Source organism: Spirosoma flavus, from assembly GCF_054778555.1.
This window is the reverse complement of sequence record NZ_BAAGZL010000002.1, coordinates 743,978-766,440: the sequence shown is the minus strand read 5'-3', so window position 1 is coordinate 766,440 and position 22,463 is coordinate 743,978. Positions and strand designations below refer to the sequence as shown.

Sequence of the window (22,463 nt, the reverse complement as noted above, 5' to 3'; positions counted from 1 at the left end):
TACTATCATTGAAAACATACATCTATCCATAGCCGCGTCCATTCTTCCAATTCTGTTTTCTTCGAGCTTCTCTATCTGCTAGGTTTACATCGATTTAAACAACTAGAAATCATGAACAAGCGATTAGAACGTATTGCCGACCAGGCCCAGTTAGGGGGTGTATGCGCTGGTCTGGCCGAATATTTTGGCATTGACCGTGCTTTGGTACGCGTACTGTTTGTAATCGGTATTTTTTTGCCGCATTTTCCGGCAATTATTATTTACATTATCCTGTGGATTGCGCTTCCCGAACGACGTTCGGACGGCGCAGTAGTTCAATCAACGGCTTTTTCTAATCCTTATTTTTCCATGAATCCCTACAATCCCAACAAACCTGCCTCCGACCGCAGTATCGTCGGCGGGGCTGTCCTGATTATTCTTGGCGTCATTTTTCTTTTAGACCGTTATCTGGATATTGATTTCGGTGATCTGTGGCCGTTCTTCCTGATTGCGATTGGGTTGTGGTTAATCTTCAAAGACCGGATTAAACCGCCTTACGATAACACCACCAATTACGGCAGCAATCCAAACGATCCAAACGGAACTCTGTAAACCAGATGTTTCAAGTAGAATGTATGGTGTATACATTCTGAGTTATACTCGTACACCATACATCTTACTTTATACACAAAATTCTTTCTTACTGTCATGCAACGACGAAACGGATTATTCTGGGGAATTTTTCTGCTGACACTTGGCGTACTGCTTCTGGCCCGCCGGGCAGGATGGCTGGATGTCGATTGGCACAGTTTAGTGAACTTATGGCCACTTTTGCTGATTCTGGCGGGTGCCCATATAATTTTGGAACGGCGTCATAGTCAAGCCGCTTTTATCACAACGGTTATGTTAGCCGTGGCTGTGCCCACTACGTTATTCGGGTTTTTCTCGCACCATCGGGATCGTGACGAATACAATTGGCGCTGGCATCATGACGACGACGATGATGATGACGATGATCATGATAATGGCGATGATGATGACAATGAAGACGATTACCGGTCGGAGCGCGAACGTCGCTCGTTAGGAAACCTGGAATCGCATTCCAATACGTTCTCAGAAGCAATGGAAGCCGATACGCGTGAAGCGGTGCTGAAGCTGGCCGGTGGTGCCGGTCGTTTTGTCATCAGCGATCCAAGCAGCGAACTGATTAAAGCTGATACCAAACAGACAGCGGGTATCTATTCAATGTCGGTTGACCGCGACGAGACGACTCATATCCCGACTATTGAGTTAAAGCCAACAGAAGACAGTCAGAATATTGACTGGAAAGACGGTAAATTCGAAAATCGGATGGATGTCCATCTGAACGCTACGCCTGTGTGGAGTATGGACGTAGCATTAGGCGCTGGCACAGGTGATCTGGATTTGAGCGCTTATGTTGTGAAAAACCTGAAGCTTGCCGCCGGAGCCGCCGAACTGGACCTCAAATTAGGTGATAAAGCCGATCAGTCTGATGTTAAACTAGATGTAGGTGCGGCTTCCGTAACGGTACGTGTTCCGAAGTCGGTCGGTTGCCGTATCAAAAAAGATGGCGCTTTGAACATCGAGCAACTCGATGATTTTACGAGCGTAGGTGGAGGAGAGTACGTAAGCCCCGATTATGATGCTGCTTCCAAAAAAATAACGATACGTTTCGATGGCGGCATCTCGCACTTTAAAGTAGTGCGCTATTAGTCAGAACCGGGATTTAACAGATTTAGGGATTTTCAGGATTTTGTTTTGACCAAAGCGCTTCGAAGAAGCGAAAGCAAAATCCTGAAAATCCCTAAATCTGTTAAATCCCGGTTCTTAATTATTCTGGTTCAATCGATTAAGCAGCATTTTATTAAACATCTGCTCCGTCTTATACAGCTCCGCCAACTGAGCCGGGCTGATGACTTTCAGGAATCGACTCATGTATTCCTCGTCGAGATCGGCAAGTTTTTGTTTGGTTGAGTTTACTTCCCGTAGGCCATTAACCAACTGATCATCGGTCAGCGAATTGCGCGATGGGGCGTTATTCAGTTGCCGAACACGTCGGTTCAGCTCCTGCTTTTTGCCGTTGTATTCGTTATAAATCGCCCAAAATTGCGGAGCCTGATCGGTGGTAAGATTCAGCCGATTCGTAATCATGCCAATTTTGGCAGCTTCAATTTTCTGGCGTCCGTTGACGTCGTTCTGTGCCTTAACGGCGGTCGTTAAAAACAACAGACCAACCAGACAACCAATCCATGCGTATCTCATTGTGGTGAAATTAACCATTCTTAAAATCAAGAGTCGCGATTTGACTTATCAATCAGTTTCTGCTCATTGATCAACTGCTGAATTTCGGTCGGTGCTACGTTCAAAAATTGAATTGCCGTTGTATCGCTTCCTAACGACGAATGCAGTTGCTGGCTGTCGGCCAGTTCATCAGCATTGATACCTTGTTCATCCAGATAGGCGGCAATCACATCGTCGCTAACACCCGCCAGCGCTTCGTTTCCAATCGACTCCTGTCGTTGTGGCAAGGTTTGCCAGACCAGTATAGCAATCAGACTGGCGCCCGCTAGCGACGCCACCGAACGCTGCCACGACCAGCTGATCCGAAAGGCTGGTTTCGCCTTATGAGCGATTCGGGCCTGTACCCGCGAAGGTAAGTCGTCGAAGTAGCCATCTGGCGCAACAAACGGATTTTGCCGCATCGGGTGCTCCGGTGGGAGTTCATCAAGCCGAATGTTATTATACTTGTTCATGGTGGTGTATCAATTACACAATTCTGTTCTCGTTTGAGAGTTTGACAGTCCCGACACGCTGAGGTTTAATTCGTTGTATCCGTATTTGTTATATAATCTTCGATTTTTTTTACCGCCAAATGATACGACGCTTTCAGTGCCCCAACCGACGTACCGGTAATTTCGGCAATTTCTTCATATTTCATATCATCGAAATACTTCATATTGAACACCAAACGTTGTTTGTCCGGTAATTTTAACAACGCTTTTTGGAGTTTCATCTGCACTTCCTCGCCACTAGGCTCATTGCCCGACGTAGTGAATTCAGAACTGCTTTCGAGCTTTTCCATCAACTCACCTTCTACGTCGCCGATGGGCAGAAAAAAGCGTCGCCGTTTTTTATTGAGGAAATTAAGGCACTCGTTCGTAGCAATACGATATATCCATGTATATAACTGACTATCACCCCGAAACTGTTCCAGACTATTCCAGACTTTTATGAAGGTTTCCTGCACCAGATCGTCGGCGTCATCGTGATCGATAACCATCTTCCGAATATGCCAATAAATCTTCTGCTGATACTTCCGTACCATCAGGTTGAAGGCATAATTCCGGCTCGACGGGTCGCGGTATTTAGCGAGAAGTTCTTCGTCAGTCATTTTTTTATGTGTAGAGACAGGGCATGCCCTGTCTCCTAAGCGTCAGCAATAAACCGTTCGGCAACAGAACCGCTCGGTTATGAGAAAGTGCTTGCTCTTTCTCTACGATTTTCTTGCCATTACTTTCTTTACCTGCTCAACAATTTTGTCGGCGGTAAGGCCATATTTTTTCATCAGTTGGTCGGGCGTACCGCTTTCACCGAATGTATCCTGCACACCTACATATTCAAGTGGAGCAGGGTAGTTGCGAGCTAAAACCTGTGCTACGCTGTCGCCTAAGCCACCATTCAGCATGTGTTCTTCGGCCGATACCGCGCAACCCGTTTTCTTTACCGAGGCCAAAATAGCCTCTTCATCTAACGGTTTAATGGTGTGAATGTTGATAATATCGGCTTCGATTCCTTCTTCAGCTAGCATCTCACCCGCTTTGATCGCTTCCCAAACCAGGTGCCCCGTGCAGAAAATCGATACGTCTTTACCCTCGTTCACAGTCCACGCTTTACCAATCTCAAACTTCTGATCGGCGGGGGTAAATACCGGAATTACCGGGCGCCCGAAACGCAGATACACCGGCCCTTCGTGGTCGGCAATGGCGATAGTAGCAGCTTTGGTTTGGTTATAATCGCAGGGGTTAATGACGGTCATGTTGGGCAGCATTTTCATCATGCCCAAATCTTCCAGAATCTGGTGCGTAGCGCCATCTTCGCCCAACGTAACACCTGCGTGTGAAGCGCAGATTTTCACGTTCTTATTCGAATACGCCACCGACTGCCGAATCTGGTCATACACGCGGCCCGTAGCAAAGTTGGCGAACGTAGTAGCAAACGGAATCTTACCACCGATGGTAAGGCCCGCTGATACGCCAATCATATTGGCTTCGGCAATACCACACTGAATGAATCGGTCTGGATTCTCTTTGATAAACGTTTCCAGTTTCAAAGAACCAGCCAGATCGGCGGTCAGTGCCACTACGTTGGGGTGGGTTTTTCCGAGTTCGGCAATGCCCGCGCCAAATCCTGAACGCGTATCTTTCTTATCTGTGTATTCGTATTTTTTCATGGTCTATTTTCAGTTCGCCGAAGCGAGGGTTTGCAATTTGGTCAAAAAATAATTAGCACTAGGGCAATTTGGGTGTTGGGCTGCATTTTCGATGGTAAAGCCATATTTTAGCATCCGACGGGCAAGGATAGGTTTTGTGCCAACGCCACGTCCGGTTTCTTCGATAAATAATTGGCGAATTATTTCGAATGGCTCTGTTTCGCGCTCTGGAAATTCAAAGTAGACAGACTTACCAAGCAGAGTGCTGAGTGTAACAGAATCTGCTAGAAACCAAGCTTCGGCTTCCTGTACTGCTACGATAATGTGTTGGTTAGGAAATTCACCTATTCGCTGTCGGGTGTTACGAATTGTTACGTCTTCATCAAGATCTGTTAAGATAAAGATTAAATCGGCGCCCGCAATTTCAAGCGTTTGCCGCTTTGGATGAATATTATGAGGTAATAGATTACCATTACCGTCTGCATCTTCAATTGGAAATACGCATTGCAAATTAAGGTTGCTCAGCATTTGTTGAAAGGCATCTGATTTAGCAATCTTTACCTCTGTGTCTCCTTCACAAATAAAACCGACGTTTACCATGCCAGACCTCCATTTAGCATGTTCGTAAGCCAGGCTTCATCAGTCCTTATTCCGCGAAAGTCGTCATCGGTAAATTGTCGAGTTGTAGTAGCTCCGTTTTTCTTGTCTACAACAACGAATTCTTCTGGTCTAACTCGTGAAGCCATTGATAAGGAATGCGTGTTCAGCCAAATGTAGTGACCCCGTTCTTCACACATAATTCGAAAGAAATCAACTAGTTCACCTGCAACCTGCGGATGAAGGCCGTTTTCAGGTTCTTCAATGCAGAGAAACTGGGGTTTATCATCACTTTGGTAAACAGCCGTTAATAGAGCAAGAATATTATAGGTACCATCTGAGATGAGTTCTTTAGTGAAGTAGTCAGAAGATGAATTTTCAAACCAGTGAAGCTCATCACGATCATCAACTTCAACAGACTTAAAGCCGGGAACAAATAAATCAAGCCATTCGAAGATTTCAGACTTTAGCGTACTATTTGTAAGAATACGTTTTAGTACTTTTTCGAGATTTTCTGCTGAAAGAGATAAACGTTGATCATCATTCCTACCTAACTTAAGGATTTTATGATTACCTATAAAAAGGCGTAAAAATCTATCCAAAAATTGTTGGTAAGTGTCTCCTTCATAAGATAGCGTCTGAGAGCTTTCTATATATGTTGCCGCTTCATAAGAAGCAATACCAGAAAAGCTATTAGAAGAAATTCGGAGTTGTCCTAAATCAGCGTCAAAATTAAAAACTGACGATTTATTCTGTTTTCTCTGTAAGTTTTCTAATCCACCAAACAAACTTGTTGCTTCTTTATATTTATATGCTACGTTCACAAACTCCAAAGCCTCGAAAATATTCGATTTGCCCGACCCGTTGGGGCCGACAAAGACCGTGAACGGATTTGGCTCAATGAGCTCAATCCGTTCAATGGACTTGAAATTTTCGATGACTAGGCGTTTGATTTGCATACGTAAAGGCCGAAACAACCTCTGGTTGTTTGAGCCTATTAATAATCCGAGTAACCCACCGTCAATGGCAGTTGATTAAGCGCCTGCGTAAGTTGTTCGGCGTTGGGGGCAATGCCGTGCCATTTGTGGCCTACCATCATGTAATCGACGCCAAAACCCATTTGGGTACGCATCAGAATCATGGTCGGTACGTCTGGATTCTCCTGAGACTTACGTAGTGTTTTTATTACGTCAGCCATGTCATTGCCGTCCATTTCGTCGACGTGCCAGCCGAAAGCGCGATATTTTGCCGCTAGATCACGGTTGTCGTTGACATTGTCAGTAGACCCGTCGATCTGGGCGTGGTTGAGGTCGATGATGGCGGTTAGGTTACCGAGTTTTTTGTTGGGGGCAAATTGAGCCGCTTCCCATACCTGGCCCTCCTGCTGTTCGCCATCACCCATTAGTACGTATACGTGCTTATCGTCGCCGTTGAGCTTTTTAGCATACGCTGCCCCAGATGCTACCGACAAACCTTGACCTAACGAACCCGATGCGATACGTATACCAGGCAGGTGTTCAGCCGTGGTTGGGTGCCCCTGCAACCGGCTATCCAGTTTGCGGAACGTAGCAAGTTCAGAAACCGGGAAATAGCCTGCGCGCGCCAGTGCCGAATAGAAAACCGGCGAAATGTGGCCGTTTGAGAGGAAGAAAAGATCTTCATCGCGACCGTTCATGTCAAATATTGGCTTGCCATCGGCATCGCGCTTTAAGCGGAGGATGTCGAAATAAAGTGCAACCATGAAGTCGGTGCAGCCGAGCGAACCGCCGGGGTGGCCAGAATTAACAGCCGCAACCATGCGGACAATATCGCGCCGTACGGCGGTAGCAATGTGTTCGAGTGTTTCGATTTCCATATGTAACGCGGACTGCTTGTCCGCAAATAATGAGTGAATGAAGGCGAACGTTCAGTCCGCGTTACGTTAAAATCTGGTCTGCGTGGTTTTGGGTGTCAATTTTACGAATGATTTCGGTAATGATGCCGTTTTCGTCAATCACAAACGTAGTGCGAACGATGCCCATAAAGTTTCGGCCATACATCGACTTTTCTTTCCATACGTCGTAATCTTCTACAATATGATGGTCAGTATCGGCCACAAGTTTGAAGGGTAGATCAAATTTCTTACTAAACTTCTGGTGCGACTTTTCATCATCTACGCTAACGCCCAAAACTTCATAGCCAGACGATTGTAGTTTCTCGTAATTGTCGCGTAGGCTACAGGCCTGAGCAGTGCAACCCGGCGTATCGTCTTTGGGGTAAAAATATAGGACTACTTTTTTGCCCCGATAATCGGATAATTTAACAGGCTGACCATTCTGATCAATGCTCGTAAAATCGGGGGCGGGATCGCCAATTTGTAAACTCATATTTGTTTCAGGTTAATGGTTTCGTATTTCAACCGCTCCGGCGGCCCGATTGAAATAGGAACAATTTATCGTCTACTTCGCTTACGCTTGGATACTTTGGTTTTTGCCTTACGGGTAACTACTCGCCGGGGCTCTTGAATGACAGTAGTATCGGAGCCAATATTGCCCGAACGATCTTTCACCTGAACCAGCACTTCAGCTCCCGGCTCGAACAACTCGCCAGGAACCAGTTTATCTGACCAAATTAACGCTCGTTTATAATCATACTGCATCAATACCCACTCGCCATTGACCAGCGCCCGAAACTCGGCAATTCCTGACAAATCATCCCGAACACGGGCCGAAAAACCAGTTGGCGTTGCACTCAGAATCTGAACCGTTGGCGGATTAGCATCGGTCATCAACTGAAAACGCCCTAGCGAACGGGTTTTAAATTCAATACGTCCTTTGTTCCAGGTGCCTCCCAGATAGCTCTCGCGGCCACCACTCACCCAGTACGCTTTGGTTCGGGCGGTGTCAATCGCAATTGGATAGGTTGGCGTATACTGCACCGTCAGATAATCGTTGAGCGGAATGGTTGGCTGGTTAATTTCCAAACCACCCGTTGGCAAAGGGCGCATGGCCAGATGAAGTGTGTCAAAAAGCGTTCGTTCGCCGAATTCCAGTCGATTATTGCCATCGACAACCGTCTCTTTACGTCCGGGAACAATCCGCTTTTTCAGATTCGTACGAACCACACCCCGGCCAAACTGAACGGAGTCGGGTAATACGTAGCGCAAATCTATAAGATAAATGGCTTGATTGTTACGTACATAGCTGACAGATTGCTCTGCTACGTTACGTCCGGTAATGAGTTTGGCTTTTGGTGGATTCGTTAACGACACATTTTTGACAGCTAGTTTCAGTACATTTTCATCCGTTGTGATGGTTACTGAAGGCTCTTTTGTCGGTACGTCTGCTACGTTCTCATCTGCCTGAACTGCTGCCGAATCGGGTGAAATTGGCAAAACTGAAGGAGCTTCAGGCTGGACGGTAAAAATGAGTCGGGTAGCCTGATCGTAAGCGTCGAAAAGTGTCAGCGTGATTTCGTGCGGTTGCCCATCGAGTAGGGGCAATCGACCGCGATACGACGCGTTGCTAGGTAACTTATATAGATTCAATACGTTACCATCGGCGATGTATCCCCGGTGATACCGCTGACCACTCATTTGCTCTACTTCATAATTTTCGTGGATGTTCATGAACCGAGTCAGCTCATTGGGGAAGCTGTTCATGTTGTAGGCAAACACCTCTTTGCCATCCAGTTTAATTTCCAGACAACTAATGCCATTGCGATACGGCGAGCCACTTGTTTTGTCGTACGCCAAAACCTCCATCCCGATCAATCCGGAGGCAGTAATGGGTTGTGTAATCGTGAACGTACCGTCGGCACGCCGAACCGGAACGTAGCTGATACGCTGATATTCACCGTTGATACGTGACGTAGCGGTCATGGTTTTCAGGGCGACCCGTTCGAAATAAGGCGGTACGTCGTCTTTAATTTCTGTAAACCCGTATAGCAAGGGATTAATCAAATTGTCTTTCCCATCGCGGATTTCAAAGTGCAGGTGTGGTCCACCCGAGCCGCCTGTGTTGCCTGATGCAGCAATCACATCACCTTTTTTCACCGGAAACTGGCCGGGTTCCGGACGAAGGTCAATTTCAAACGTTTTCTTTTGATACTGATTTGTGCGTAGGTACGTTCCTAACGTATCGTTCAGGTTGCGAAGGTGACCGTAAACAGTTGTTAGTCCGTTGGGGTGTTTGATAAATATTACGTTACCGTATCCACCCGTAAATACTGCAATTCGTGATACGTATCCATCGGCAGCCGCGTGAACATCCAGTCCTTCGCGCCCACCCGTACGAATATCGATACCTGCATGAAAGTGATTCGGACGTAAATCGCCCATGCCCCCCGACAGCGAGTTGATAGCACCGGGTTGAATGGGAAACAGAAAATAACCGGGTTGAATAATACCTGCCAACACGGAAGCCGTCGGGGCCGATGGCTGGGCTGGCTGTGCCGGAAGCACGACTCCTTTCTGACCAAATGTCAGGCCACTGGCAACTGAAATCCCAAGAAAGCAGAGAATGATAAATCGTCTCAAAAGCAAACTAATTTTTCAGATAAGGACGTAGCGTCGGTTACCTGACAAGCAATAATTATTTTACGTCAACCTCCAACATTTTCCGCCCTTCAATGGAGGCCGTGAGTTTGTCTCCAACTTGAACGGGGCCAACGCCGTGGGGCGTTCCGGTGAAGAGGATGTCGCCCTGCTGAAGCATAAAATACCGAGATACAAACGAAATCAGGTAGTCGATTTTGTACAACATCAGACTCGTATTTCCGCGCTGGCGCGTATCGCCATTCAGATCAAGCTGAAAATTCAGATTCTGCAAATCTGGGAAATCGGTTTTGGGTACGAACTGCGAGATAGGCGCCGAGCCGTTGAATCCTTTTGCCAGTTCCCACGGCAAGCCTTTGGCTTTCAGTTTACTTTGTACATCACGCGCTGTGAAATCAATGCCAATGCCGATTTCGTCGTAGTATTTATGCGCAAATTTTTCGTCGATATTCTTACCAACCCGGTTGATTTTAACCAGGATTTCGACCTCAAAATGAACGTCTTTTGAAAATTCGGGGTAGAAAAACGGCTCATTTTTTAGTGGTATGGCCGTTTCAGGTTTCAGGAAGATAACCGGGTCGTCGGGTGTTTCATTATTTAACTCCTTGATGTGCTCAACATAGTTTCGACCAACACAAATGATTTTCATAGACGTAACGCGGACATTCTGTCCATCTATATAAAGACAGAATTTAAACCTGTAGATGAGCTGCAAATCTAAGGACTAAAGACGCCCTGACCGCATGGATCAGGGAAAAATTTGAACAAATCGGGTAGGTTTGAGGTCATTATACGTCAGAATACCCAGTCACTATAAAAACACTAAAAAATGAAAAAAGCCATTATTGTCATGCTGTCAATCGCCTTCGCGGTGACAGCCTGTGAGAAAGTCCCGTTAACAGGGCGAAAGCAACTCATTCTGGTGCCAAACAACGATATGCTCGCCATGAGCTTTACGCAGTACAAGGCCTTTTTGGATACAAGCAAAGTGGTCAGTACCAGTAACTCTGACGCTGAAATGGTCAACCGTGTCGGAAATCGTATTCGTCAGGCTGTTGAAACGTATATGAACACCAACGGCTATAACAAACGACTCGAAGGTTTTCAATGGGAGTACCATCTTGTACAGAGTGGTCAGGTAAATGCCTGGTGTATGCCAGGTGGTAAAATTGTTGTTTACTCCGGTATTCTACCTTATACCCAAAACGAGGCTGGTCTGGCTACTGTATTAGGCCATGAGGTTTCGCACGCGATTGCAGAACACGGTAATGAACGCATGAGTGAAGGCCTGGTTGCCAATGGGTTGTTATCAGCTGGCCAGGTGGCAACCGGTATTGCTACGTCGGCGCGTACCCCTCAAACGCAGGCAATATTTCAGCAAGCGATCGGAGTCGTAGGTCCATTGGCGTATCAGTTTGGTCGTGGGCTTCCACATAGCCGTAAGCAGGAATCCGAAGCTGATCACCTGGGATTAATTTTCATGGCCATGGCAGGTTACAATCCAGCCGAAGCCATTACGTTCTGGCAGCGAATGGCGAAAGCAGGTGGTGGCAAAGCGTCTTCTGAATTCTTTTCAGATCACCCCTCCGATGAGCGTCGGATTGCTGATTTGCAGAAATTACTGCCTGACGCGCAGAAATATTACGCAAGCGCCCGTCGCTAAATTGTAGAGTGTAACGTAACGAAAAAGCCGGAGCATAAACTCCGGCTTTTTCGTTACGTTCTGGATTAGTTAGAAAGAAAACTCCTTATAGCGACTCAACAACCTGGCGTACTTTTTCGGCAGCTTCTTTCAGCTCAACCGCCGACTGTACTTTCAGGCCAGATTCATCAATAATTTTCGCACCCTCAGCCGCGTTCGTGCCCTGAAGACGAACAATGATCGGCACGGGAATATCACCGATAGCTTTATACGCTTCCACAACACCAGTTGCTACGCGGTCGCAACGAACGATACCACCGAAGATATTGATCAGGATAGCCTTTACATTCGGGTCTTTCAGAATAATACGGAAACCAGCCTCAACCGTTTTGGCATTAGCGCCACCGCCTACGTCGAGGAAGTTTGCGGGTTCACCACCTGCCAGTTTGATAATGTCCATAGTGGCCATTGCCAGTCCGGCTCCATTTACCATACAACCAACGTTTCCATCGAGTTTAACGTAGTTGAGATCATTTGCCGATGCTTCTACTTCGAGGGGATCTTCTTCTGAGATATCGCGTAGATTAGCCAGATCCGGGTGACGATACAGCGCATTATCATCCAGATTCACTTTAGCATCGACAGCCAGAATTTTGTTGTCCGATGTTTTCAGGACAGGGTTGATTTCGAACATCGATGCGTCGGTATCAACATAGGCCTTGTACAACGACGTAACGAATTTGACCATTTCCTTGAAAGCTTCGCCTTCCAGTCCTAGTCCGAATGCTACCTTACGTGCCTGAAACGATTGCAGGCCAACGGCCGGATCAATCCATTCTTTCACGATTTTCTCAGGGGTTTTCTCCGCCACTTCTTCAATGTCCATGCCACCTTCGGTGCTGGCCATGATTACGTTGCAGGCTTTGCTCCGGTCGAGCAATATGCTGAGATACATCTCTTTCGGTTCAGAAGCACCGGGGTAAAATACGTCCTGTGCAACCAGTACTTTATTTACTTTTTTTCCTTCAGGGCCGGTCTGATGCGTGACCAGTACGTTGCCAATCAGATTTTTGGCAATGTCACGTACATCTTCAACCGATTTGGCAAGGGCAACACCCCGTTGTTCACTGCCAACGATTTTACCTTTACCACGTCCGCCCGCATGGATTTGCGATTTTACAACGACAAATTTTGATCCGCTCTGGGCCATAATCTGCTTGGCGGCTTCGACGGCTTTCTCTGGCGATTCGGCTACAATGCCTTCCTGAATGCGAACGCCGTATTTTTTGAGAATTTCTTTACCCTGATACTCGTGTATATTCATGGTAACTGCAACAAGGAGATTTGGAAATCGTATTTTTGCGCGGCAAGTTAACAGGAAATGATGAATGATGAATGATGAATGATGAACGTTATCACCTAAAAGCGATTTCTCCTCTTCTTTTCTACACGATCATTCATCATTTATTATTCATCATTTATCATTCAACAAGTGTCGCTTCTTCAAACAACCGATATACGCCGGAATTACGGAAATCTGCCGGTCCTGAAAGGAATTAATATACGTATCGAACCGAGTGAAGTGGTTTCGATTGTGGGCGCGTCGGGTGCCGGCAAAACTACATTGCTCCAGATTCTGGGAACGCTCGACCGGCCTGATTCGGGTGAATTGCTGATCGACGGGCAAAACGTCTTTACGCTGAACGACAAACAACTGGCGAAATTCCGAAATGAACGTATCGGATTTGTGTTTCAATTCAACAACCTCCTGCCCGAATTTACAGCGCTCGAAAACGTTTGTCTGCCCGGATTCATTGCAGGAACGGCTGAGAGTCAGGTACGTGAACGAGCGTATGAATTACTAAACATGCTTGGTTTACGTGACCGCACCGACCACTTACCGTCTCAACTGTCGGGAGGGGAGCAGCAGCGGGTTGCCGTTGCCCGGGCGCTGATTAACCAGCCGGCGATTGTTTTCGCCGATGAACCCAGCGGTAATCTTGACTCCCGAAATGCCGAAGAACTTCATCAGCTTTTTTTTCGGCTGCGCGATGAATTCGGTCAGACGCTGGTCATCGTTACGCATAACGAGCACCTGGCCGACTTGGCGGACCGAAAATTAGTTATTCGGGACGGAATGGTAATCGCTTAATCCAACACGCTCTTTCTGGAATGTCAATGCCTCCTTTTGAGGGAGTTAGTTTTTTATTGCCTTTAACTACCCATAAATGAAAAACTTGTACGTTGATTCTCTGTTACTACGTTCCCGCAGATCATTCGGCTTTATACTAGCTATTCTGCTTACGTTCCGTTCAATGCTGACCTTTGGTCAATTGCCCACTGGTTTCAACAATAGTCTGGTTCAAAATGGCTATACCACGCCCATGGGCACCATCTTTTCGCCCGATGGTAAGCAGCTTTTTGTGTGGGACAAAGCCGGACGTGTCTGGGTATCAGACTGGAACGGCGTTCAATACGTTAAGCAGACAACTGCCGTTCTGGACATTAGCCAGGAAGTTGGGAACTGGCGTGATTTCGGTCTGTTAAGCATGTGTCTCGACCCGAATTTCGCTACAAACGGCCTTATTTACCTTTACTACGTAGTAGACCGCCACCACCTGCTCTATTTTGGTACGGCCTCTTACAGTCCTACCGCCGACGTGTATTTCAACGCCACGATAAGCCGACTTACTCGCTATAAGGTTGTTAAGACGAACAACGTACTGGCGGCCGATGTAAGCACTCGGAAAATACTCCTTGGCGAAACGAAATCTACAGGTGTTCCATTGACCCACGAATCGCACGCGGGTGCAACAGTCCTGTTTGGAACCGATGGTACGTTGCTGGTATCGACCGGCGATAATGCCAGTTATAATACCACTGATAAAGGCAGCTCGAGTGATACGTACTGGCAGCAAGCCATTACCGATGGTATCATGCGGACTAACGAGAACGTAGGAGCGTTTCGCGCGCAGATGATTACGTCGCTCTGCGGCAAAGTACTACGTCTGGACCCAAACACTGGCGATGGTGTTTCCAGCAATCCGTTTTATAATTCAGCCGCTCCACGTTCTCCACAATCACGTGTTTGGGCGCTTGGATTCCGGAATCCATATCGGATGGGGCTTCAGCCGGGTACCGGTAGTACAAATCCGGCGAATGGAAATCCGGGGACCTTGTTTGTGGGTGATGTAGGCTGGTCGACCTGGGAGGATGCACACCTTATAAAACAGGGAGGAGAGAATGCTGGATGGCCAATCTTTGAAGGTATTCTGGAGCAAAGTTCATACTCAACTGCGGCTCAGACACTAGAAAACCGTGACGAACCCAACCCAACTAATACCTGTAACAAACCCTATCTGACGTTTGCAAACTTATTGAAGCAGGCTTCCAGCGGCACGACTACGGTGTTGAACCCGTGTAGTGGTCAGCCCTTGGCGGGGCTACAGCGACGCTACGTTCACAGCCTACCTTTGCTGGATTGGCATCATACACAAGCTACGGCCCGTGTGCCCGTACTGGGAACCACAACCACAACGGCTTCAGTAATTGGCTCAAGCGGCTCACCCGCCACCGGTACGCCTTTCAAAGGAAATTGCGTTACAGGGGGCGCTTATTACACGGCCACGAACTTTCCGACAGCCTATCGTAACAAGTATTATTTCGCCGATTACGGAGCTAACTGGATAAAATATGCTACGTTAAATAGCAATGGAGCCGTAACGGCTGTGAATGATTTTGTGCCGGCGGGAGGCACCAATGGCGTTGTTGATATAGAGATCAGCCCACTCGATGGCACGCTTTTTTATACCAATATCAACAACGGCGAAATCCGGAAAATCAGTTATGGAACAAACCAGCCACCAATTGCCGTCTTAACTGCCGACAAAACGGTGGGCAGTAGCCCATTAACTGTACAATTTAAAGGCGATGGTTCCAGCGACCCCGATGGTGACGCGCTTACGTATGCCTGGAATTTTGGCGATAATACGTCTTCTACTTTAGCCAATCCGTCGCATACCTTTACCGGGACGGGTACCACCAGTTTCACGGTACGTCTAACTGTTACCGATACGAAGGGGCAAACGGCCAGTCAGCAGCAGGTCATTTCGTTGAACAACACAGCTCCAACCGTGAAAATTACGGCTCCAGTTAATGGAAGTTTATATCCGTTAGACAAGGAAAGTACGTATCAGTTAAAAGCTACGGTTACCGACGAAGCAACGGCTAGTCTGGCTTATAGCTGGCAGGTCATTTTGCGCCACAACAATCACCAGCATGCTGAGCCGGTAGTTACGGAGGCTTCGCCCAGCGTTAAAATTTCGCCAGTTGGCTGCGACGGTGATACGTATTATTACCTCATCAAAGTTCAGGTAACGGATAACGGCGGGTTGACGGCAACTGATTCGGTAAAGATTTACCCCGACTGCGCTTCGGCAAATCTGGCGGTACGTAACCTGACTGCTACGTTGAATGCCAATACGAATGTGAATTTAAACTGGTCGTCGCCGATCGCTCCTTTCGATGAGGTTCTCGTTGCTGCTCGGTCGGGAAGTAGTTTCTTGGACAGGCCATCGGGCACAACGTATACGGCAAATTCCGATTTTACGGGTAACGGTTCAGCCATTGAAGGCGGAAAGGTCGTTTATCGTGGCACTGCCAGTATGGTGACAGTTACTAATCTGAGCCCGCAGACAACGTACTATTTCAGGGTGTTTACCAGGGCAGGAACAGCCTGGTCGGGTGGGGTAGAGGTGTCGTTAACAACGGGCACCACTAGTACTACTACGTCACCAGGCGCTTATGACCCTGCGTCCTGTTATAAACTTACGAATCGAATCAGTGGCAGGTCGCTGACTGTTGAAGCCGCTTCGGCAGCTGAAGGAGCCGCCGTAAAACAGAATACGTTCGCCAATCAGGACTGGCAAAAGTGGAAGTTTCTATCGCTGGGATCAAATACGTATCAGTTGGTGGCTCAACATAGTGGCAAAGTGCTTTCCGTTCAGAATGCGGCTACCAACGACTGGGCGAGTATAAATCAGACGACTAATACAAATGCGTCGAGCCAGAAATGGGTTATCCAAACGGATGGCGATGGCTTTTCGACCTTAAAAGCCGCTCACTCCAATAAATTGCTCGACATAGCTAATCAGGATGAAGGCGCTATGGTAATTCAATATGCAGCCAGCGGGGCCTACGTACAGTATTGGAAAATTGAAGCGACGGGCTGTACAAGTGCGACTGTCGCACCACCGACATCCGCTTCAACTTGCTATAAAATCACAAATCGAATCAGCGGGAAATCGCTGGAAGTTGAAGGAGCCTCAACAACGGATGGTGCGCCGGTTAAGCAACGAACCTTTGCTAATCAGGTGTGGCAGAAATGGGAGCTTCGTACAACGGGTGTGGCCAATACGTATCAGCTGGTCGCTATTCATAGCGGCAAAGCGCTTACTGTACCTAATGCGGCTACCAACGACTGGGCCATGATAACGCAGGCAACCAGCGTATCATCGGCCACAAATCAGCGGTGGTTGATGCAATCGGTTGGTGATGGCTTTTCAACGCTCAAGGCCGTTCATTCCAATAAAATGCTCGATATAGGCAGTCAGGATGAAGGCGGAGTTGTTATCCAGTACTCACTGAGTGGTGCTTATGCGCAACACTGGAAAGTTGAAACCGTTGGCTGTTCGGCAGGTGGCCGAGTTGGCGAAGAAGTTGGGAATCTTGTGACAATTTACCCGAATCCAGCTCAGGATTACGTATTGATAAACATCCCAGTTAGCGAACCTACGGAAATCCAATTACATCTAATTTCTCCGACTGGCCAGCGCATTCGTTCGGAAGCGCTCCAGCTGAAAGAATCGACAACGTATCGATTGCCATTGACTAATTTACCCACCGGACTATACCTAATCCACTTACAAGATGGTAAACAATGGAGCCAAGCTCATCGTTTACTAATAGAAAGGTAGTTTGGTAGTCCGGAATTCTATGAGGGAACGGTCCGGCTATAAGTATGGCCTAAGTAGACAATGCCGGGTATTTTTACCTATAAACAAATTGTATAATTAGATGATTTTTAGGGTTTTAAGGAATGAGTAGATTTTTTTTTGACTGTGGAATATTTTTTTTATTATTTTTGTTTTATAATTGTGTCGAAAAGAAAAGTTTTTCATAACGTTGAGTAAATCAGAAAGCCAAGAGAGTGTCTCGCTTGGCTTTTTTGTTTATATAAGGTCCTGATTCGCTAACAAGTTTAGTGAGTTCACTACGTTAAGTTATTTAAGTAATCACTACGTAGCTTTTCGCTTCGAATCCTACGTCCGGGTAGGGCCAAAAACTATTCTATCGAGGCTCCACTTTCCTCCGCCGGTAAAAAAGTAAACAAGGGCAAGCAGTACAAACAAAAAAGGATGCTGGTCTTCATACCAGAATTTTCCATGCCCTACAAAAAACGTTATGTAGAGCATGGTGCCAATCGTAAGTAATGCCGCTAGCCTTGTCAATAGTCCTATTGTTAGCAAAATGCCCGCTACCAATTCGGAGCCCTTACCCAGATAAACCATAAATGAAGGAGAAGCTGATTCTTTAAACGTATCCCAGGCTGCATATTGCTTCATTTGAATAGGGTCAAATACTTCCCAGCCGTGATACACGAGAGATAATCCTACTATCACTCGAATAAAAGCGAGTCCACTTTCTTGAGAAATACCGTCTGCCGAAAAGAATCTCCTCATAGTATTAGGCTTTAACGATGAATAAGCACGATGCGTTTTTTATAGACGTAACGACGTTCAAAAGTATCAAAGGTTTGAATCAAAAAGTAGTACTACACTAACCTAAACCACTGCCAGTCACTTATACAACAAAAAGCCGCTAAACTAGCGGCTTTTTGATTTTTTAGTAATACGTCAGCTTTAAGCAAACTGACTAATTGGCTATGGCCGACTCTTGTTTGTGTTCAAAAAAACTATGGATGTAATCGGTAGCTAGCTCATTTGGCTGATACCGTCTAAATTCTTCGCTCAACTGCTGTGCCTGTTTACGATAAAAATCGATAGTTAGTACCTTTAATGGATAGCAATTGTTGTGTAAATAAGGCGCCTAAACAAGCCAGATCATAAACGATCAGATCAAAAGGCCGTTCGGCATGAATAGCCATCATATCTTCGACGTAGCCCGGAACTGGATTTAATAACGTTTCTTTAACGTCGAGCCGGGCGCGTTTTACTGGATTTTTAATTGTCTTACGTTCCGGAAAAAGCTCATCAATGTTCTCCTGATTAATGACCTAAGCTTTCACTGTTGGGTAATGGATCAAATCCAGTTTTTTGACCCGCTCACCGTAATGACCACCAACGTACATCGTGGCCAAGGTTATGAAGATGAACAGCAAGACCAGTGAGGGGGCTGAAATGACCATTGAAAGGTACAGTTGCGAAGAGAATGCGCTGGGGCGTCATGAGCTACGTTGTCTGTTTCTGAATGTAGCCCAAAGTTGACGGCTTTCTGCTACGTCCCAGCCAGCAATCCGGTACACTGGAAAAATAGGTATGTGAAGCGACTTTTGTGTATTTTCGTTTTGAACTATGTAGTGCCGATTCATGAATTTAAGCTTGCCTTCCTACGAACAATGGCTGCTGCTCTATACTGGGGCTACTACGGTTATACTAGTGGCCAATCTGATTCAGTGGATCACTCGTCGGGAGCGGATTTATCTCCTCTACGGATTGTATATTTTTTGTTGGATGATCTCGTTCAGCGTAGAACTACTACGTCCGGCTCCTGATGTATTGGCTTTTGTGCGGACTATTCCGTTTAACCTGTTCTCGGTATTATATCTGGAACTGGCCATTACGTTCCTTAATCTGGGCGCATCTCCCCGACTGCTACGTTGGTATCGAATCATGCAATGGGCGTGGGTGATAATGATTCTGCCCGAGATATATTTCAACCTGTTTTCGTCCCTGTGGCAAACTGGGTGGCATGAATTACAATTAAATATCGGCCGGACAATTATTATGCTTGGCACGAATCTGTCCATTTTATACACGTTTATAGTTCATTTAAAACGGACAGACATTTTGGCCCGCTTTTATTTCGTAGGAACGTTAGCCTTGTGGGCAGGTCAAATAGGGGCGTCTATCCAACTTCTCTCTCATACTGACTTGGGGGTTGAGAGGCTAAATCACCTTCCCTTACCTATCCATCCTAGTTTTATTATGCAACTGGGTATATTGATGGACCTGTCCTGCGTATCGTTGGGATTGTCGTATCGGCAGCGGCAGCAGGCAACGCGACAGATAATGGCTGAGCAGGAACTCCTGCGCGAACGCGAGCAGCACTTACGCCGTCAACTCCAGGCTGATCTGGCACTTCAACAACTCAAGCAGCAGCATATCGAAGCGCAAATGAAGGCGTTGCAAAGTCAGGTTAATCCGCACTTTTTGTTCAACGCATTGAATACACTGTCTTCGCTTATCGATGAAAATCCGCAGCAGGCCACTGATTATGTGGACGAGTTATCCAGTGTGTATCGTTATCTCCTCCGGGCGACCGATCAGGAACTCACAACGCTCAGCCTTGAACTGAACTTTATCCAATCTTATTTCCACTTGCTGAAAACCCGGTTCGGTGGTAGTATTCTTCCTGAGATATCCGTTCCAGATGCCTTGGCTGAGTCGCTTATTCCACCACTGACTTTGCAATTACTGGTTGAGAACGCGGTCAAGCACAACCGCGCCTTACCCGACGAGCCACTGACTATCCGCATTTATACTACGTCAGAAGGTCAGTTAATTGTCGAAAACAACATCCAGCGACGTAACGTGCGCGTCGAATCGAATGGGGTAGGGCTGAATAATATCACCGATAAATACCGACTGCTGAACTCCTCGAATCCACGTATTGAAGAAACCCAAGGCTGGTTCCGCGTTACGTTGCCCTTACTAACGGCTGGTGTTACCAAAGACGTATCAAAAGTTTAGTTTTTCAGAAAGCAGTAAATGCAGATATTGGCATAAACAAAAAAGCTCCTGATGAAAGATCAGGAGCTTTTTATAAAATCATGTAAATCCTTGAACCTGTTAAATCCGGGTTCAGATGATTACATCATGCCGCCCATGCCGCCTGGGTGACCGTGACCGGCGCCACCTGCTGGAGCTTCTTCTGGCTCATCAGCAACAACGCATTCGGTCGTCAGCAACAGTCCAGCGATAGACGCTGCGTTTTCCAGGGCTAGACGAGATACTTTTTTCGGGTCGATGATACCAGCTGCGAACAGATCTTCGAACGTATCGTTCTTCGCGTTGTAGCCGAAACCACCGTCACCTTCTTTTACTTTATTGACAACTACAGAACCTTCGCCACCAGCGTTAGCCACGATGGTACGTAGCGGAGATTCCAGTGCCTGACGGATGATGTTAACACCCGTTTTCTCATCTTCATTGCCAGCGTTGACACTATCAAGTGCAGGGATAGCACGGATCAGGGCGATACCACCACCCGTTACGATACCTTCTTCAACGGCAGCGCGCGTTGCGTGCAGCGCATCGTCAACGCGGTCTTTCTTCTCCTTCATCTCAACTTCGGTAGCAGCACCGATATAAAGGATAGCAACACCACCCGACAACTTAGCCAGACGCTCCTGCAATTTCTCGCGGTCGTAATCCGACGTAGTGTTTTCGATTTGTGCTTTGATTTGGTTTACGCGGCCTGTGATGTCTTCTTTCGCGCCAACGCCATTTACAACAGTCGTGTTGTCTTTGTCGATCAGGATTTTCTCAGCTTGGCCCAGATAATCGATCGATGCGTTTTCGAGTTTGAAACCACGCTCTTCGCTGATAACTTGACCACCTGTCAGGATAGCGATGTCTTCCAGCATTGCTTTCCGACGGTCGCCGAAACCAGGAGCTTTTACAGCCGCTACTTTCAGGGCACCGCGGATTTTGTTTACTACCAACGTAGCAAGAGCTTCACCGTCAACGTCTTCAGCGATGATCAATAAAGGACGGCCGGTTTGAGCAACTTGCTCCAGAACTGGAAGCAATTCTTTCATCGACGAAACTTTCTTTTCCGAAATCAGGATGAACGGACGATCCAGTTCAACTTCCATTTTCTCGGTATTCGTCACGAAGTAAGGCGACAGGTAACCGCGGTCGAACTGCATACCTTCTACGGTCTTAACTTCCGTTTCGGTACCACGAGCTTCTTCAACCGTGATTACACCTTCTTTGCCTACTTTCTTCATGGCTTCGGCAATCATCTTACCGATTTCTTCGTCGTGGTTAGCCGAGATGGTAGCTACCTGCTCGATTTTACCGAAGTCATCGCCAATGGTTTGTGCCTGCTCTGACAGATTGGCCGTCACAGCCTGAACTGCTTTGTCGATACCGCGTTTCAGGTCCATTGGGTTTGCACCGGCTGCTACGTTCTTGGCACCGATAGAATAAATAGCTTGCGCCAGTACAGTAGCGGTGGTCGTACCATCACCAGCTGAATCAGCCGTTTTCGAAGCTACTTCTTTCACTAATTGAGCGCCCATGTTTTCCATGGCGTCTTTCAGTTCAATTTCTTTGGCTACTGTCACACCATCTTTGGTGATGGCAGGCGAGCCGAATTTCTTGTCAAGGATAACGTTACGTCCTTTAGGACCCAGTGTTACTTTAACTGCGTCGGCGAGGGTATCTACACCCTTCTTAATGCGCTCACGAGCTTCGGTATCAAAAAATATTTTCTTTGCCATTGTTGATTAATGATGAATTATGAATGATTAATTATGAATGAACCGAATGAACGAGAATTGCAATACTTAGGGACAATTCATCATCTATTCGCACGGGCGGCCCCGATTTATCATTCATCATTAAATTACAGGATTGCGAAAATGTCAGATTCACGCATGATAAGGTACTCTTTGCCATCAACAGTGATCTCTGTACCAGCATATTTGCCATACAACACCGTATCACCCACCTGAACCGTCAGCGGCTCATCTTTCTTACCTGCGCCAACGGCAACGACCGTACCACGCTGGGGTTTTTCCTTCGCTGTATCAGGAATAATAATCCCGAACGAGGTTTTTTCTTCTGCCGGAGCGGCTTCTACCAACACCCGGTCGGCCAGCGGTTTCACGTTCACTTTAACGCTTTCCGTTTCTGCTACCATGATAGTAATGAGTTGATTAAGGTTATTATTGTTTGTGTACTATTGAATTCATACGACCGCAGTGGCGGTCCCGGTTCGGCATTCGCCAATTT

20 protein-coding genes are annotated in these 22,463 nt (G+C 46.8%); 6 read left to right on the top strand and 14 right to left on the bottom strand.

Translation table 11 applies throughout. The annotated features are described in order from the left end of the window. Positions 1-111: 111 nt before the first annotated feature. Together ACYVF1_RS12215 and ACYVF1_RS12210 are read left to right on the top strand one after the other, a co-directional pair. The gene (locus ACYVF1_RS12215; protein WP_461079025.1) at positions 112-591 is read left to right on the top strand and encodes a PspC domain-containing protein; all 480 of its coding nucleotides are present in this window, start codon (positions 112-114) and stop codon (positions 589-591) included. Positions 592-687: 96 nt separating this feature from the next. Further along, positions 688-1,713: a LiaI-LiaF-like domain-containing protein gene (locus tag ACYVF1_RS12210; RefSeq protein ID WP_461079024.1), complete on the top strand. Its 1,026-nt coding sequence runs from the start codon at positions 688-690 to the stop codon at positions 1,711-1,713. A gap of 114 nt (positions 1,714-1,827) precedes the next feature. On the opposite strand, the gene ACYVF1_RS12205 is transcribed toward ACYVF1_RS12210, so the two are convergent. The 10 genes from ACYVF1_RS12205 to ACYVF1_RS12160 form a co-directional block, all read right to left on the bottom strand. Continuing rightward, positions 1,828-2,280: a Spy/CpxP family protein refolding chaperone gene (locus ACYVF1_RS12205; protein ID WP_461079022.1), complete on the bottom strand. Its 453-nt coding sequence runs from the start codon at positions 2,278-2,280 to the stop codon at positions 1,828-1,830. Between the two features lie 8 nt (positions 2,281-2,288). Beyond that, complete coding sequence (locus ACYVF1_RS12200) at positions 2,289-2,753, bottom strand: hypothetical protein (protein WP_461079020.1); 465 nt, start codon at positions 2,751-2,753, stop codon at positions 2,289-2,291. Between the two features lie 65 nt (positions 2,754-2,818). Then, the gene (locus ACYVF1_RS12195) at positions 2,819-3,391 is read right to left on the bottom strand and encodes an RNA polymerase sigma factor (protein WP_461079018.1); all 573 of its coding nucleotides are present in this window, start codon (positions 3,389-3,391) and stop codon (positions 2,819-2,821) included. 102 nt (positions 3,392-3,493) lie between these two features. Further along, positions 3,494-4,450, bottom strand: coding sequence for a transketolase family protein (locus ACYVF1_RS12190; RefSeq protein ID WP_461079017.1), 957 nt, complete (start codon positions 4,448-4,450; stop codon positions 3,494-3,496). Between the two features lie 9 nt (positions 4,451-4,459). Then, positions 4,460-5,029 carry a hypothetical protein gene (locus ACYVF1_RS12185; RefSeq protein ID WP_461079015.1) on the bottom strand — a complete coding sequence of 190 codons (570 nt, stop codon included), beginning with the start codon at positions 5,027-5,029 and terminating at the stop codon, positions 4,460-4,462. After that, on the bottom strand, positions 5,023-5,985 hold the full coding sequence (locus tag ACYVF1_RS12180) for an AAA family ATPase (RefSeq protein WP_461079013.1): 963 nt from the start codon (positions 5,983-5,985) through the stop codon (positions 5,023-5,025). The genes ACYVF1_RS12185 and ACYVF1_RS12180 overlap by 7 nt, the downstream gene beginning before the upstream one ends. Positions 5,986-6,023: 38 nt before the next feature. After that, a complete protein-coding gene (locus tag ACYVF1_RS12175; RefSeq protein ID WP_461079011.1) occupies positions 6,024-6,881 on the bottom strand; it encodes a transketolase in 858 nt (285 codons plus the stop codon). 61 nt (positions 6,882-6,942) lie between these two features. Beyond that, complete coding sequence (gene bcp, locus ACYVF1_RS12170) at positions 6,943-7,392, bottom strand: thioredoxin-dependent thiol peroxidase (protein ID WP_461079009.1); 450 nt, start codon at positions 7,390-7,392, stop codon at positions 6,943-6,945. Positions 7,393-7,457: 65 nt separating this feature from the next. Next, the gene (locus ACYVF1_RS12165; RefSeq protein ID WP_461080742.1) at positions 7,458-9,344 is read right to left on the bottom strand and encodes a M23 family metallopeptidase; all 1,887 of its coding nucleotides are present in this window, start codon (positions 9,342-9,344) and stop codon (positions 7,458-7,460) included. 253 nt (positions 9,345-9,597) lie between these two features. After that, positions 9,598-10,209 carry a fumarylacetoacetate hydrolase family protein gene (locus tag ACYVF1_RS12160; RefSeq protein WP_461079007.1) on the bottom strand — a complete coding sequence of 204 codons (612 nt, stop codon included), beginning with the start codon at positions 10,207-10,209 and terminating at the stop codon, positions 9,598-9,600. Positions 10,210-10,389: 180 nt separating this feature from the next. Between ACYVF1_RS12160 and ACYVF1_RS12155 the strand changes: the two genes are divergently transcribed. Then, positions 10,390-11,223: a M48 family metallopeptidase gene (locus tag ACYVF1_RS12155; RefSeq protein ID WP_461079005.1), complete on the top strand. Its 834-nt coding sequence runs from the start codon at positions 10,390-10,392 to the stop codon at positions 11,221-11,223. 85 nt (positions 11,224-11,308) lie between these two features. Here ACYVF1_RS12155 and sucC read toward each other — a convergent pair whose 3' ends face one another. After that, on the bottom strand, positions 11,309-12,526 hold the full coding sequence (gene sucC, locus ACYVF1_RS12150; RefSeq protein ID WP_461079003.1) for an ADP-forming succinate--CoA ligase subunit beta: 1,218 nt from the start codon (positions 12,524-12,526) through the stop codon (positions 11,309-11,311). A gap of 168 nt (positions 12,527-12,694) precedes the next feature. On the opposite strand from sucC, the gene ACYVF1_RS12145 reads away from it, so the two are divergent. Both ACYVF1_RS12145 and ACYVF1_RS12140 read left to right on the top strand, forming a co-directional pair. Continuing rightward, positions 12,695-13,354 (top strand): ABC transporter ATP-binding protein, encoded by a 660-nt coding sequence (locus ACYVF1_RS12145; protein WP_461079001.1) that lies wholly within the window; start codon positions 12,695-12,697, stop codon positions 13,352-13,354. A gap of 76 nt (positions 13,355-13,430) precedes the next feature. Further along, on the top strand, positions 13,431-17,177 hold the full coding sequence (locus ACYVF1_RS12140; protein WP_461078999.1) for an RICIN domain-containing protein: 3,747 nt from the start codon (positions 13,431-13,433) through the stop codon (positions 17,175-17,177). Between the two features lie 345 nt (positions 17,178-17,522). Here ACYVF1_RS12140 and ACYVF1_RS12135 read toward each other — a convergent pair whose 3' ends face one another. Next, entirely contained in the window at positions 17,523-17,942 is a 420-nt protein-coding gene (locus ACYVF1_RS12135) for a DoxX family protein (RefSeq protein WP_461078997.1), read from the bottom strand. 867 nt (positions 17,943-18,809) lie between these two features. On the opposite strand from ACYVF1_RS12135, the gene ACYVF1_RS12130 reads away from it, so the two are divergent. Then, positions 18,810-20,192, top strand: a complete 1,383-nt coding sequence (locus ACYVF1_RS12130; protein WP_461078995.1) for a sensor histidine kinase — start codon at positions 18,810-18,812, stop codon at positions 20,190-20,192. Between the two features lie 119 nt (positions 20,193-20,311). Here the strand turns inward: ACYVF1_RS12130 and groL are convergent, their stop codons facing one another. Further along, complete coding sequence (gene groL, locus ACYVF1_RS12125) at positions 20,312-21,949, bottom strand: chaperonin GroEL (protein WP_461078993.1); 1,638 nt, start codon at positions 21,947-21,949, stop codon at positions 20,312-20,314. A gap of 125 nt (positions 21,950-22,074) precedes the next feature. Continuing rightward, on the bottom strand, positions 22,075-22,371 hold the full coding sequence (locus ACYVF1_RS12120) for a co-chaperone GroES (protein ID WP_012925587.1): 297 nt from the start codon (positions 22,369-22,371) through the stop codon (positions 22,075-22,077). Positions 22,372-22,463 lie beyond the last annotated feature (92 nt).